Annotated in this window: 12 protein-coding genes; 10 read left to right on the top strand and 2 right to left on the bottom strand. The window is 61.2% G+C overall.

Annotated features, from left to right (window positions below; translation table 11 throughout):
• Positions 1-3: 3 nt before the first annotated feature.
• From CUN63_RS30530 to CUN63_RS30480, 10 genes are all read left to right on the top strand, one after another.
• Positions 4-942 carry a quinoprotein relay system zinc metallohydrolase 1 gene (locus CUN63_RS30530; RefSeq protein WP_129444856.1) on the top strand — a complete coding sequence of 313 codons (939 nt, stop codon included), beginning with the start codon at positions 4-6 and terminating at the stop codon, positions 940-942.
• Positions 943-1216: 274 nt separating this feature from the next.
• On the top strand, positions 1217-2995 hold the full coding sequence (locus CUN63_RS30525) for a PQQ-dependent methanol/ethanol family dehydrogenase (RefSeq protein ID WP_129444855.1): 1779 nt from the start codon (positions 1217-1219) through the stop codon (positions 2993-2995).
• A gap of 265 nt (positions 2996-3260) precedes the next feature.
• On the top strand, positions 3261-4781 hold the full coding sequence (locus CUN63_RS30515) for an aldehyde dehydrogenase family protein (RefSeq protein WP_129444854.1): 1521 nt from the start codon (positions 3261-3263) through the stop codon (positions 4779-4781).
• Between the two features lie 257 nt (positions 4782-5038).
• Positions 5039-5110, top strand: coding sequence for a pyrroloquinoline quinone precursor peptide PqqA (gene pqqA / locus CUN63_RS30510; RefSeq protein ID WP_003253598.1), 72 nt, complete (start codon positions 5039-5041; stop codon positions 5108-5110).
• Positions 5111-5165: 55 nt separating this feature from the next.
• On the top strand, positions 5166-6080 hold the full coding sequence (gene pqqB / locus CUN63_RS30505) for a pyrroloquinoline quinone biosynthesis protein PqqB (protein ID WP_129444853.1): 915 nt from the start codon (positions 5166-5168) through the stop codon (positions 6078-6080).
• A gap of 144 nt (positions 6081-6224) precedes the next feature.
• The gene (gene pqqC / locus CUN63_RS30500) at positions 6225-6977 is read left to right on the top strand and encodes a pyrroloquinoline-quinone synthase PqqC (protein ID WP_129444852.1); all 753 of its coding nucleotides are present in this window, start codon (positions 6225-6227) and stop codon (positions 6975-6977) included.
• Positions 6974-7246 carry a pyrroloquinoline quinone biosynthesis peptide chaperone PqqD gene (gene pqqD / locus CUN63_RS30495; protein WP_129444851.1) on the top strand — a complete coding sequence of 91 codons (273 nt, stop codon included), beginning with the start codon at positions 6974-6976 and terminating at the stop codon, positions 7244-7246. Before pqqC ends, pqqD begins: the two co-directional genes overlap by 4 nt.
• Positions 7224-8366 carry a pyrroloquinoline quinone biosynthesis protein PqqE gene (pqqE, locus tag CUN63_RS30490; RefSeq protein ID WP_129444850.1) on the top strand — a complete coding sequence of 381 codons (1143 nt, stop codon included), beginning with the start codon at positions 7224-7226 and terminating at the stop codon, positions 8364-8366. The genes pqqD and pqqE overlap by 23 nt, the downstream gene beginning before the upstream one ends.
• A 249-nt stretch (positions 8367-8615) precedes the next feature.
• On the top strand, positions 8616-9779 hold the full coding sequence (gene ercA, locus CUN63_RS30485) for an alcohol dehydrogenase-like regulatory protein ErcA (RefSeq protein WP_129444849.1): 1164 nt from the start codon (positions 8616-8618) through the stop codon (positions 9777-9779).
• Positions 9763-11490 carry a NahK/ErcS family hybrid sensor histidine kinase/response regulator gene (locus CUN63_RS30480; protein ID WP_129444848.1) on the top strand — a complete coding sequence of 576 codons (1728 nt, stop codon included), beginning with the start codon at positions 9763-9765 and terminating at the stop codon, positions 11488-11490. Before ercA ends, CUN63_RS30480 begins: the two co-directional genes overlap by 17 nt.
• Here CUN63_RS30480 and CUN63_RS30475 read toward each other — a convergent pair.
• Together CUN63_RS30475 and CUN63_RS30470 are read right to left on the bottom strand one after the other, a co-directional pair.
• Positions 11475-12350, bottom strand: a complete 876-nt coding sequence (locus tag CUN63_RS30475; protein ID WP_129444847.1) for an aldose 1-epimerase — start codon at positions 12348-12350, stop codon at positions 11475-11477. The two genes, CUN63_RS30480 and CUN63_RS30475, sit on opposite strands and share 16 nt — an antisense overlap.
• On the bottom strand, positions 12347-13231 hold the full coding sequence (locus CUN63_RS30470; protein WP_129444846.1) for an SMP-30/gluconolactonase/LRE family protein: 885 nt from the start codon (positions 13229-13231) through the stop codon (positions 12347-12349). The genes CUN63_RS30475 and CUN63_RS30470 overlap by 4 nt, the downstream gene beginning before the upstream one ends.
• Positions 13232-13274: the final 43 nt, after the last annotated feature.

Below are 13274 nucleotides of genomic sequence, written 5' to 3'. Positions count from 1 at the left end.
GTGATGCGCTGGATGCTGCTGTTGTTTATGAGCCTGAGCCTGCCGGCCCTGGCCGACCTCGAGTACTCACTCAAACCCCGGCAGATCGCCGAAGACACCTGGCTGCTGGAAGGCAACACCGACAATTTCGCCAAGGCCAATGGCGGCAACATCGTCAATACCGCGTTCATCGTCACCAAGCAGGGTGTGGTGGTGATCGACACCGGGCCGTCGAAACGCTACGGCGAAGCGATGCGCAAGGCCATTGCCGCGACCACCGACAAACCGGTGATTGAGGTGTTGCTGACCCATCATAATCCTGATCATGTGCTCGGCAACCAGGCCTTCACTGACGTGCCGATCGGCGCGCTGGCCGGCACCACCGAGCTGTTGCATCAGCAGGGCGATGCCATGGCCGAGAACATGTATCGACTGGTGGGTGACTGGATGCGCGGCACCGAAGTGGTGTTGCCGACTGAAACGCTGGCGCCCGGCGTGCGAAATTTTGGGGATCACGATCTACGTCTGCTGGGCCTGGGTGGGCACACTGGCGCGGATCTGGCTATTCTCGACCAGAAAACCGGCGTGTTGTTTGCCGGGGATCTGGTGTTTTATCAACGGGCGCTGACCACGCCCAACAGTCCGGGGTTGGCAGTGTGGCTGGCGGACATCGCCACGCTTCAAGGCTTGCCGTGGACGCTGATCGTCCCCGGTCATGGACCGGTGGCCAGCGATCGACAGCCGTTCGAGCAAATGCGTGACTACCTCGGCTGGCTCGACCAGTTGATGCGCGATGGCGCCGCCAATGGCAGTGATATGGCCGAGATGATCCGCAGCCCCATTCCCGAGCGGTTTGCCGGGATCACTCTGAGCCGTTACGAGCTGATCCGCAGCGTCAGCCATCTGTACCCGCGTTACGAGCGCGGCCAAATGACCCGAGTCGATTCCGCCGCAGGAAAGTGACACGCAGAGAACCCATGTGGGAGCGGGCTTGCTCGCGAAGGCGGCGTGTCAGGCAACATCAATGTCAACTGACACACCGCCTTCGCGAGCAAGCCCGCTCCCACAGGGGGTGTGTGTCGATCATGAAATTCGGTGTTCATCTCCTCCGACCCGGTACTAAGGAACTAGCAATCTCAGCACTGCGGGCAATTGTTCCAAGGGCGGCGGCGCCCAAGAATCTGCACCAGACCGGGAAAATTTCCCGGGTATAACAAAAACTGCAGAGGTAGCCGTCATGACCCAACCCGCACGTCGCCAACCCTTCGTCTTGAGCGTGCTGCTCAGTGCCATGCTGTTGTCCGGCACCGCGCTGGCCGGCGTCACCGATCAAGACATTCTCCAGGACCCCAAGAACCCGGAGCAGATCGTCACCAACGGTCTGGGCGTCCAGGGTCAGCGCTACAGCCCGCTGGACACGCTCAACGTCAACAACGTGAAGGACTTGCGGCCGGTCTGGGCGTTCTCCTTCGGCGGTGAAAAACAACGCGGTCAGCAAGCACAGCCGATGATCAAGGACGGCGTGATGTACATGACCGGTTCTTACTCGCGGGTGTTTGCGGTGGATGCGCGTACCGGCAAGAAGCTCTGGCAATACGATGCGCGTCTGCCCGATGACATCCGCCCTTGCTGCGACGTGATCAACCGTGGTGTCGCGCTGTACGGCGACCTGGTGATTTTCGGCACCCTCGACGCCAAGCTCGTGGCCCTGAACAAAGACACCGGCAAGGTCGTCTGGAGCAAGAAAGTTGCCGACCACAAGGAAGGCTATTCGATCAGTGCCGCGCCGTTGGTGATCAACGGCAAACTGATCACCGGTGTCGCCGGTGGCGAGTTCGGGGTGGTCGGCAAAATCGAAGCCTACGACCCGAAAAACGGCGACCTGCTGTGGACCCGTCCCACCGTCGAAGGCCACATGGGCTACACCTACAAGGACGGCAAAGCTGTAGAGAACGGCATCTCCGGCGGTGAAGCCGGCAAAACCTGGCCCGGCGACCTCTGGAAAACCGGCGGCGCCGCCCCTTGGCTAGGCGGCTACTACGACCCTGAAACCAATCTGCTGCTGTTCGGCACCGGCAACCCGGCACCGTGGAACTCGCACCTGCGCCCTGGCGACAACCTCTACTCCTCGTCGCGCCTGGCGCTCAATCCGGATGACGGCACCATCAAATGGCACTTCCAGAGCACACCTCACGACGGCTGGGACTATGACGGCGTGAACGAGCTGGTCTCGTTCAACTACACCGAAGGCGGCAAAGAGATCAAAGCCGCCGCGACCGCTGACCGTAACGGTTTCTTCTACGTGCTGGACCGCACCAACGGCAAATTCATTCGCGGCTTCCCGTTCGTGGACAAGATCACCTGGGCCACCGGCCTGGATAAAGAGGGCCGACCGATCTACAACGAAGCCAGTCGCCCAGGCGCGCCCGGCACCGAAGCCAAAGGCAGTTCGGTGTTCGTAGCTCCAGCGTTCCTCGGCGCGAAAAACTGGATGCCGATGGCCTACAACAAGGACACCGGGCTGTTCTACGTGCCGTCCAACGAATGGGGCATGGACATCTGGAACGAAGGCATCGCCTACAAAAAAGGCGCGGCGTTCCTCGGTGCCGGTTTCACCATCAAACCGTTGAATGAAGACTACATCGGCGTGCTGCGCGCCATCGACCCGAAAACCGGCAAGGAAGTCTGGCGCCACAAGAACTACGCGCCGCTGTGGGGCGGCGTGCTGACCACCAAGGGCAACCTGGTGTTCACCGGCACGCCGGAAGGTTTCCTGCAGGCGTTCAATGCCAAGACCGGCGAGAAAGTCTGGGAATTCCAGACCGGCTCCGGCGTACTCGGCTCGCCTGTGACGTGGGAAATGGACGGCGAACAGTACGTCTCGGTGCTGTCCGGTTGGGGCGGTGCTGTTCCGCTGTGGGGCGGCGAAGTGGCCAAGCGCATCAAGGACTTCAACCAGGGCGGCATGCTCTGGACGTTCAAACTGCCAAAAGACCTTGTAGTGGCCAAGCACTAACTCTGAGTCCACCGCATAACCCCTGTGGGAGCGGGCTTGCTCGCGATAGCGGCGTCACATTCAACACATCGGTTGACTGACACACCGCCTTCGCGAGCAAGCCCGCTCCCACAGGGAGGATTTGCCACATGGAGATGTGGGCAAATCTACTACCAAATAACGAGAGTCCTCCTGCCAACGGCGCATTCGTCTGACGCGCAGGGCTCTCTACTATCGATTCATCGCCTGTTTGCCCGACAGGCATCGACCCAGACAGAGGCCCACCATGATCTACGCACAACCTGGTACACCTGGCGCCGTCGTTACGTTTAAACCGCGCTACGGCAATTTCATCGGCGGCGAGTTCGTCGCCCCGGTCAATGGTGAGTACTTCACCAACTCTTCGCCGGTCACCGGTGAAGTGATCGCCGAATTCCCTCGTTCCAGCGCCGCCGACATCGAAAAAGCCCTCGACGCAGCGCATGCCGCCGCCGATGCCTGGGGCAAGACCTCGGCGCAGGACCGCTCCCTGGTGCTGCTGAAAATCGCTGACCGCATCGAACAGAACCTGGAAATCCTCGCCGTCACCGAAACCTGGGACAACGGCAAAGCCGTGCGCGAGACCCTCAACGCCGACGTGCCACTGGCCGCCGACCATTTCCGTTACTTCGCCGGTTGCATCCGCGCTCAAGAGGGCGGTGCCGCCGAGATCAACGAGCTGACCACCGCCTATCACTTCCACGAGCCGCTGGGCGTGGTCGGGCAGATCATTCCGTGGAACTTCCCGCTGCTGATGGCCGCCTGGAAACTCGCCCCGGCCCTGGCCGCCGGTAACTGCGTGGTACTCAAACCCGCCGAGCAGACGCCGCTGTCGATCATGGTCTTCGCCGAGCTGATCGCCGATTTGCTGCCGGCCGGCGTGCTGAACATCGTTCAGGGCTTCGGTCGCGAAGCGGGTGAGGCGTTGGCCACCAGCAAGCGCATTGCCAAGATCGCCTTCACCGGTTCCACCCCGATTGGCGCGCACATCATGAAATGCGCGGCCGAGAACATCATTCCGAGCACTGTCGAACTGGGCGGCAAGTCGCCGAACATTTTCTTCGAAGACATCATGCAAGCCGAGCCGCAGTTCATCGAGAAGGCCGCCGAAGGTCTGGTGCTGGCGTTCTTCAACCAGGGCGAAGTCTGCACCTGTCCATCGCGAGCGCTGGTGCAGGAGTCGATCTACGACGACTTCATGAAAGTGGTGATGAAGAAGATCGTCAAAATCAAGCGCGGCAACCCGCTGGACACTGAAACCATGGTCGGCGCCCAGGCGTCCGAGCAGCAATACGACAAGATCCTCTCGTACCTGAAAATCGCCCAGGAGGAGGGCGCCGAGCTGCTCACCGGCGGCGCGGCCGAACGTCTTGAGGGCGACTTGTCGACGGGTTATTACATCCAGCCGACCCTGCTCAAGGGCCACAACAAAATGCGCGTGTTCCAGGAAGAAATCTTCGGCCCGGTGGTGGGTATCACCACCTTCAAGGACGAAGCCGAAGCCCTGGCGATTGCCAACGACAGCGAGTTCGGCCTCGGCGCCGGTCTGTGGACCCGCGACATCAACCGTGCCTACCGCATGGGCCGGGCGATCAAGGCCGGGCGTGTCTGGACCAACTGCTACCACCTGTACCCGGCTCATGCCGCGTTCGGTGGCTACAAGAAATCCGGTGTCGGCCGTGAAAACCACAAGATGATGCTCGACCACTATCAGCAGACCAAAAACCTGCTGGTGAGCTACGACATCAATCCGATGGGGTTTTTCTAACCCCGTAAGCACACTGAAGAACCTGTGGGAGCGAGCTTGCTCGCGATAGCGGTCTGACAGTCAACATCAATGTTGAATGTGCTGCCCTCATCGCGAGCAAGCTCGCTCCCACATTGGTTTTGTGTGTACTGAAAAACCGCGCACCACCCCCTACCAATGCACGCCGCCACCTCCTTCGAAAGTAGCATTCGGGTGCCTGGCGCCCCGTGCATTAATGGCTTTACCGGAATCGTCCGGCATAAGAAGAGGATTGACCCATGTGGACTAAACCCGCGTTTACCGATCTGCGCATTGGCTTCGAAGTGACGATGTATTTCGCCAACCGCTGATTGTTCACCCGGCCAGCCGTTACGTTGGCCGGGCCTGCCTTCTGGAGCATTGCCCATGCACATTCGCGTTCTCGGATCCGCCGCTGGCGGTGGTTTTCCGCAATGGAATTGCAACTGCCGCCAGTGCGCCGCGATGCGCAATGGCAGCCTGCGGGCCCAACGGCGCACCCAGTCCTCGATTGCCCTGAGCGACAACGGTGTGGATTGGGTGCTGTGCAATGCTTCACCGGACATTCGCGCGCAACTTGAGAGTTTCGCGCCGCTGCAACCGGCGCGCCGGGTGCGGGATACTGCGATTGCCGGCGTCGTCCTGCTGGACAGCCAGATCGACCACTGCACCGGCCTGTTGAGTCTGCGCGAAGGCTGCCCTCATTCGGTCTGGTGCACCGAACGGGTCCATGAAGACCTGAGCAGCGGCTTCCCGTTGTTCACCATGCTCAAACACTGGAACGGCGGGTTGCAGTGGCAACCGGTCGGGCTCGACCGCGAGCCGTTCAGCATCGCCGCTTGCGCACATCTGCGATTTCGCGCGATCCCCTTGGTCAGCAACGCACCGCCGTATTCGCCCAATCGCGGCAATCCGCAGCCGGGCGACACCATCGGCTTGTTTATCGAAGATCGGCGCAGCGGCGCTTCGCTGTTCTACGCGCCGGGCCTGGGACAGGTCGACGACGAGGTTCTGAGCTGGATGCAACGCGCCGATTGCCTGTTGCTGGACGGCACCTTGTGGCGCGACGACGAGATGCGAGTCTGCGAAGTCGGCCAGAACCTGGGCAGTGAAATGGGTCACCTGTCGCAAAGCGGCCCTGGCGGCATGCTCGAAATCCTTGAAGGCTTCACCCGCCAGCGCAAGGTGCTGATCCACATCAACAACACCAACCCGATCCTCGATGAAGACTCGGCCGAGCGGGCGCTGCTGGAGCGGCGCGGGATTGAAGTGGCGTTTGACGGCATGAGTATTGAGCTATAGCGGAGGGCCCCTTCGCGAGCAAGCCCGCTCCCACAGGGGATCTCCACTGGACACAAAATGTGTGAACAACAGAGAACCAATGTGGGAGCGGGCTTGCTCGCGAAGGCGCCAGAGCAGACACCGCAGATTCCCCGGAGAACCGCAATGACTGACACCCCAATGTCCCCCGCCGAATTCGAAGCGGCCCTGCGCGCCAAAGGCGCCTATTACCACATCCACCATCCATTCCACCAAGCCATGTACGGCGGGCGCTCCAGTCGTGAGCAGATTCAGGGCTGGGTCGCCAATCGCTTCTACTATCAGGTGAGCATCCCCCTGAAGGACGCCGCGATTCTCGCCAACTGCCCGGACCGCGACGTGCGCCGGGAATGGTTACAACGAATCCTCGATCACGACGGCGTGCCCGGCAGCGAAGGCGGGATCGAAGCCTGGCTGCGGCTGGGCGAAGCGGTGGGGCTGGATCGCGAGCAAATCCTCTCACAGGAATTGGTGCTGCCCGGTGTCCGTTTCGCCGTGGACGCCTACGTCAATTTCGCCCGTCGCGCCTGTTGGCAGGAAGCCGCCAGCAGTTCGCTGACCGAACTGTTTGCGCCACAGATCCACCAATCCCGGCTCGATGCCTGGCCGGCCCATTACCCGTGGATCGACGTCGGCGGTTACGACTATTTCCGGACTCGCCTGAGTCAGGCGCGACGGGATGTCGAGCATGGTTTGCGCATCACCCTCGCGCATTACGTCACGGTCGAAGGCCAGCAACGCATGCTGGAAATCCTGCAATTCAAGCTCGACGTGCTGTGGAGCATGCTCGACGCCATGAGCATGGCCTACGAGCTGGAGCGCCCGCCGTATCACACCGTCACCACCGAGAACGTCTGGCACCGGGGGATTGCCCTGTGAGCCTGATCAACCGCGAGCAATCACCGTCGCTGCGTCAGGGTTTTCGCCTGCAATGGGAACCTCGTCAGGACTGTCACGTGCTGCTATACCCCGAAGGCATGATCAAACTTAACGACAGTGCCGGGCAGATCCTCGATCTGGTGGACGGCCAGCGCAGTGTCGCGGCGATCATTGATCGACTGTCTGCGAATTTCCCCGGCGTACCGGGGATCGACGAAGATGTGCTGGCGTTTCTGGAGGTGGCCCATGCTCAATTCTGGATCGAGTGACTCGCCTCCGGGCCCGCCGCTGTGGCTGTTGGCGGAGCTGACCTATCGTTGCCCGCTGCAATGCCCGTATTGCTCCAACCCGCTGGACTTTGCCCAATCAGGCGAAGAGTTGGACACCGAAGAGTGGATCCGGGTGTTCCGCGAAGCCAGGGAGATGGGCGCTGCGCAACTGGGCTTTTCCGGCGGTGAACCGTTGGTTCGTCAGGACTTGGCCGAGCTGATCAAGGCCGCCCGGGACATGGGTTACTACACCAACCTGATCACCTCGGGCATCGGCCTGACCGAGCAGAAAGTCCGCGATTTCAAGGTCGCGGGGCTGGACCATATCCAGATCAGCTTCCAGGCCGCCGACGAAGCGGTGAACAACATGCTCGCCGGCTCGCGCAAGGCCTTCGCCCAGAAACTCGCGATGGCCCGGGCGGTAAAGGCCCAGGGCTACCCGATGGTGCTGAACTTCGTCACCCATCGCCACAACATCGACCAGATCGCGCAGATCATCGACTTGTGCCTGGAACTGGAAGCGGATTTCGTCGAGTTGGCGACGTGCCAGTTCTACGGCTGGGCCGAGCTCAACCGCGTCGGCCTGTTACCCACGCGCGAACAATTGCAGCGTGCCGAGCGCATCACCCACTCATATCGCGAGCGTCTTGAAGCGCAGGGCCACCCGTGCAAGCTGATCTTCGTCACCCCGGATTACTACGAAGAACGCCCCAAGACCTGCATGAACGGCTGGGCCAATCTGTTTCTCGACATCACCCCCGACGGCACGGCGTTGCCTTGCCACAGCGCCCGCCAGTTGCCGGTGCAGTTCCCCAATGTGCGCGAGCACAGCATCGAGCATATCTGGACTGATTCTTTCGGTTTCAATCGCTTTCGTGGCGATGACTGGATGAAAGAGCCGTGCCGCTCCTGCGATGAAAAGCACAAGGACCTGGGCGGCTGCCGCTGCCAGGCATTCATGCTGACCGGCGACGCCGCCAACGCGGACCCGGTGTGCAGCAAATCCCCGCACCACGGTGTGATTCTCAAGGCCCGCGAGGAAGCCGAGGCACCGGGGCTGGGCATGGAACACCTGACGTTGCGTAACGAGAAGGCTTCGCGACTGATCTACCGCGGATGAATCAAACGACACAAATCCCCTGTGGGAGCGGGCTTGCTCGCGAAGGCGGCATTACATTCAACATTGATGTCGATTGACCCACCGCTTTCGCGAGCAAGTCGAATCGTCGCACCGCCGCTCCCACAGTTGATCTGCGGTGGATACAAGATTTGAGTACACCCAGCCTGCTACCCATTGGTCTGATTGCATTCACAGCCGGATGCTTTAGTGTGGACATTACCTTCCAAAACAATAAAAACAGGCTTTCCAATGAGCCAGAGTCTCAGTCAGCTGCGTAAATTCGTTTCGCCTGAAATCATCTTTGGTGCAGGCTGCCGGCACAACGTCGGCAATTGCGCCAAAACCTTTGGTGCCCGCAAGGTGCTGCTGGTCAGCGATCCCGGTGTGATTGCCGCCGGTTGGGTCGCCGATGTCGAGGCCAGCCTGCAAGCCCAGGGCATCGAGTATTTCCTGTACAGCGCGGTCTCGCCCAACCCGCGGGTCGAAGAAGTGATGCTCGGCGCCGATCTGTACCGGGAAAACCATTGCGATGTCATCGTGGCCGTCGGTGGCGGCAGCCCGATGGATTGCGGCAAAGGCATCGGCATTGTCGTCGCCCATGGACGCAGCATCCTCGAATTCGAAGGCGTGGACACCATCCGTATCCCCAGCCCGCCGCTGATCCTGATTCCAACCACCGCCGGCACCTCGGCCGATGTCTCGCAATTCGTGATCATCTCCAACCAGCAAGAACGCATGAAGTTCTCCATCGTCAGTAAGGCGGTGGTCCCGGACGTGTCGTTGATCGACCCGGAAACCACGTTGAGCATGGACCCGTTCCTGTCGGCCTGTACCGGCATCGATGCGTTGGTGCATGCCATCGAAGCGTTTGTGTCAACCGGTCACGGGCCGTTGACCGATCCCCATGCGCTGGAGGCGATGCGCCTGATCAACGGCAACCTGGTGCAGATGATCGCCAATCCGAACGACATCGCCCTGCGCGAGAAAATCATGCTCGGCAGCATGCAGGCCGGGCTGGCGTTCTCCAACGCGATCCTCGGTGCGGTGCACGCCATGTCCCACAGCCTCGGTGGCTTTCTCGACTTGCCTCATGGACTGTGCAACGCGGTGTTGGTGGAACACGTGGTGGCGTTCAACTACAACTCGGCACCGGAACGCTTCAAGGTGATCGCCGAGACCTTTGGCATCGATTGCCGGGGCTTGAATCACCGGCAGATTTGCGGGCGTCTGGTCGAACATCTGATCGCTCTGAAACATGCGATCGGCTTCCACGAAACCCTGGGATTGCACGGGGTCAGCACTGCGGACATTCCGTTCCTGTCACAACACGCCATGCACGACCCGTGCATCTTGACCAACCCGCGCGAGTCCAGTCAGCGTGATGTCGAGGTCGTCTATGGCGAAGCCCTCTGACGAACAGCAACGGGCGCTGGCGGGGTTACTGGGATTAGGCAGCCACTCGGCGCGCAAGAGCCATTACCCGGAACTGGCCGCGCGCCTCGACGAGCTGGAAGCCGAGCGCAATCGTTATAAATGGCTGTTCGAAAATGCGGTCCACGGAATCTTTCAGGCAAGCCTCCTGGAAGGCATGCGTGCCGCCAACCCGGCCCTGGCGCGGATGCTCGGCTATCAGGACCCTCAGGAAGTGCTGTTCTCGCTGGCTGATCTGGCGAGCAACCTGTTTGTCGGCGGCGCTCAAGAACTGGAAAACATCGGTGAACTGCTCAAGCGCGAGCGCAGCCTGCTCGGCTACGAAACCCAATTGCGGCGCAAGGATGGCAGCAGCCTCGACGTGCTGATGAACCTGTTGCTCAAGCCCGATCAGGAAGGGCTGGTGGAGGGTTTTGTCGCCGACATCACCGAACGCAAACTCGCCCAGCAGCGCCTGCAGCAACTCAACGACGAACTGGAGCAGCGCGTCACCGCGCGCACCGACGAGTTGCTGGAAGCCAACCGCAACCTGCAACAGCAGATCACCCAGCGTAAACAGATCGCCCAAGCCTTGCGCGATGCCCGGGACGCCGCCGAGGCCGCCAACCGCAGCAAGGACAAATACCTCGCCGCCGCCAGTCATGACCTGCTGCAACCGCTCAATGCCGCGCGTTTGCTGATCTCCACCTTGCGCGAACGCAAGCTTCCCGACGTCGAACAGCTGCTGGTGGAGCGTACGCATCAAGCGCTGGAAGGGGCGGAGGATTTGCTCACCGATTTGCTGGATATTTCCCGGCTCGATCAGGCGGCGGTCAAACCGGACATTGCGCTGTACCGTCTCGACGAATTGCTCGCGCCGCTGGTGTCGGAGTTCCAGTCAGTGGCCGAAGCCGCAGGGTTGAACTTGCGGGTGCACATGGGCGATTACGCCATCAGCACCGACTTGCGCCTGATGACGCGGATCCTGCGCAACTTCCTCAGCAACGCCTGCCGCTACACCGACGACGGCAGCATCCTGCTGGGTGCCAGACGCCGGGGTGAAATGCTGCGCCTGGAAGTCTGGGACACCGGGCGCGGGATCGCGGCGGACCGACTGGATTCGATCTTCCTCGAGTTCAACCAACTGGACGTCGGACGCGCCGCCGACCGCAAGGGTGTGGGCCTGGGGCTGGCCATCGTTGAACGGATTGCCAAGATCCTCGGCTATAAAGTCGGGGTTCATTCGTTGCCGGGGCGCGGTTCGATGTTCAGCATCGACGTGCCGATTTCCCATGAAATTCCGCTGCCGATCAGTCTGGCGGCACCACAACCAGGCAACGGCAATCCATTGCCGGGCCGACGTTTGCTGGTACTGGACAATGAAGTGAGCATCCTCGAAAGCATGAGCGCGCTGCTTGGGCAGTGGGGCTGCGAGGTGGTCACGGCCACGGATGAATTTTCCGCACTGGCCGCTTTGCAGGGGCGACCGCCGGAACTGATTCTGGCGGACTACCACCTCGATCACGGGGTGGTGGGTTGTGATGTGGTCAGGCATTTGCGCGAGCATTACCGCCAGGTGATTCCGGCGGTCATCATCACCGCAGACCGCACGGACCAGTGTCGGCGCTCATTGCAGAGACTCGATGCACCGCTGCTGAACAAACCGGTGAAACCCGGCAAGTTGCGTGCGGTGCTGAGTCAGTTGCTGGGGTAGCGATAGTGCAGGCTGAAACCGAGCTCGGCTGACTCGCCTTGCTCCAGCAATCGCAACCCCGGTCGACCGGGCAGGTGATGCGCGTTGACCGGGTGGCTCACCGGTTCGATACAGAAAAAATCCAGGCCCACCGGGCAGTAGAGCAGGAAGTAATCGCTGCCGGTGGCGCGGCATTCCAGCTCATAGCCCAGCGCTGGCTGGCGGATCAGGCAGTGGCCGTCCCATTCGCAGAAGCCGTTGTCGACCAATGTGTCGGGCAGCGCCTTGAGCGACTGGAAATCCCATTCGGCCGGCAACGCACTGAGGTGTGTCGGCAGTTTTGTCCCGTCACACAACCAGACGTGCCGGGCTTGCGCCTGCAACTGGGTGCCCGTGGTACGCGGAAAGTAAGGATGCAAGCCGAGCCCATGCCAGGCAGGGCTTTCGGCCAGATGGGTGACCTTAAGATCAATGCTCAGCTTGCCTTCGCGCAGATGGAATCGTTGCCGGGCGCGATAGGCGAATGGCGTGGTGCTGTCGAGTTGCAGGACGACTTCATCGCGCGTCTGCGAAACCACCTGCCACGGCTGTTGCCAGGCGCTGCCGTGAATCGGCAGGGGATCGGTGAGGCTGTTGGGTGTCAGCGCCAGCCAGCCATCGGGGCATTCAAAGCCGCCTTCGGCAATGCGGTTCGACCACGGTGCCAAGGGAAAACACCCGAGTTTTCCCGGCAGACCGGTGTTCAGCGCGTGAGCATCGCTGTGGCGCAACAGCGGCAAACCCGTGCCGCGCACGCTCCAGTTGACGATGCTGCCACCGAGTTCCGGGGCGAGGGTGAGATGGGTGAATTCGTCTTCGAGTTCAAGCAGCGTTGGCGTCATATTACCTTCGGCTCCGGCAAACCTTTCACCCCGGGATTGAGGGCGAACACACCGCCGGCCAGCGACTGTTCGTCATGGTCGTCACCGGGGCGGATCGAGGTCACGAACAATGTGTCCAGGCGACTGCCGCCGAAGGCGCACATGCTCGGTTTTTTCACCGGTACGGCGAGGGAACGGTCCAGTCGGCCGTCGGGAGTGAAGCGGTGAATCAGCCCGGCGTCATTAGCACAAATCCAGTAGCCGCCTTCGGCATCGACCGCTGCGCCATCGGGACGACCAGGGAGTTGATGCATGTCGACAAACAGCCGCCGGTTGGACGGTGTGCCGCTGTCGATGTCGTAGTCAAAGGCCCAGATTTGCTGGACCAGGGGATGAGAGTCAGACAGGTACATCGTCCGCCCGTCGGGGCTGAAACCCAGGCCGTTGGGCACGATAAACCCGCTGAGTTGCGCCTCGAGCGGCCCGCGTTGACCGGCGCTGTAGCGATAAAACGTGCCTTCGGCAGCTTTAGCGCCCATGTTCAGCACCATGCTGCCGGCCCAGAAACGCCCCTGACGATCGCAGCGACCATCGTTCAGGCGCATATCGGTGCGGGCGTGTTCGACCCGAGCCAGGAGGTTGCTGTCGAGGCTGCCATCGTTATGCGGATGCAGATGAAAGAACCCGCTTTGCATCCCGGCAACCCAGCCGCCGTTGCTGTGACGTGCAATGCAGGCGAGCATTTCCGGTGCTGTCCAGGCGTGAACATGGCCGGTTTCGGCGCTCCAGCGCTGAAGTCCGCCGGCCGGAATATCAACCCAATACAGGGCGTTTTCCTCGGGGACCCAGACCGGGCATTCACCGACTGCGTTGCGAGCATCGACAATCAATTCGGCTTGCATGACAACTCATCCCCTCGGGTTTTTGTTGTTGGGATCAAGTGAT

Source organism: Pseudomonas sp. ACM7 (assembly GCF_004136015.1).
GTDB classification, from domain to species: Bacteria; Pseudomonadota; Gammaproteobacteria; order Pseudomonadales; family Pseudomonadaceae; genus Aquipseudomonas; species Aquipseudomonas frigoris.
Note: the sequence above shows the minus strand (reverse complement) of the source record. Positions and strands in the feature narration are given on the sequence as shown.

Excerpts from the sequence above, each read along its gene's own strand:
- CUN63_RS30530 (WP_129444856.1), top strand. The coding sequence starts at position 4 with ATGCGCTGGATGCTGCTGTTGTTTATGAGCCTGAGCCTGCCGGCCCTG.
- CUN63_RS30525 (WP_129444855.1), top strand. The coding sequence starts at position 1,217 with ATGACCCAACCCGCACGTCGCCAACCCTTCGTCTTGAGCGTGCTGCTC.
- CUN63_RS30515 (WP_129444854.1), top strand. The coding sequence starts at position 3,261 with ATGATCTACGCACAACCTGGTACACCTGGCGCCGTCGTTACGTTTAAA.
- pqqB (WP_129444853.1), top strand. The coding sequence starts at position 5,166 with ATGCACATTCGCGTTCTCGGATCCGCCGCTGGCGGTGGTTTTCCGCAA.
- pqqC (WP_129444852.1), top strand. The coding sequence starts at position 6,225 with ATGACTGACACCCCAATGTCCCCCGCCGAATTCGAAGCGGCCCTGCGC.
- pqqE (WP_129444850.1), top strand. The coding sequence starts at position 7,224 with ATGCTCAATTCTGGATCGAGTGACTCGCCTCCGGGCCCGCCGCTGTGG.
- ercA (WP_129444849.1), top strand. The coding sequence starts at position 8,616 with ATGAGCCAGAGTCTCAGTCAGCTGCGTAAATTCGTTTCGCCTGAAATC.
- CUN63_RS30480 (WP_129444848.1), top strand. The coding sequence starts at position 9,763 with ATGGCGAAGCCCTCTGACGAACAGCAACGGGCGCTGGCGGGGTTACTG.
- CUN63_RS30475 (WP_129444847.1), bottom strand. The coding sequence starts at position 12,350 with ATGACGCCAACGCTGCTTGAACTCGAAGACGAATTCACCCATCTCACC.
- CUN63_RS30470 (WP_129444846.1), bottom strand. The coding sequence starts at position 13,231 with ATGCAAGCCGAATTGATTGTCGATGCTCGCAACGCAGTCGGTGAATGC.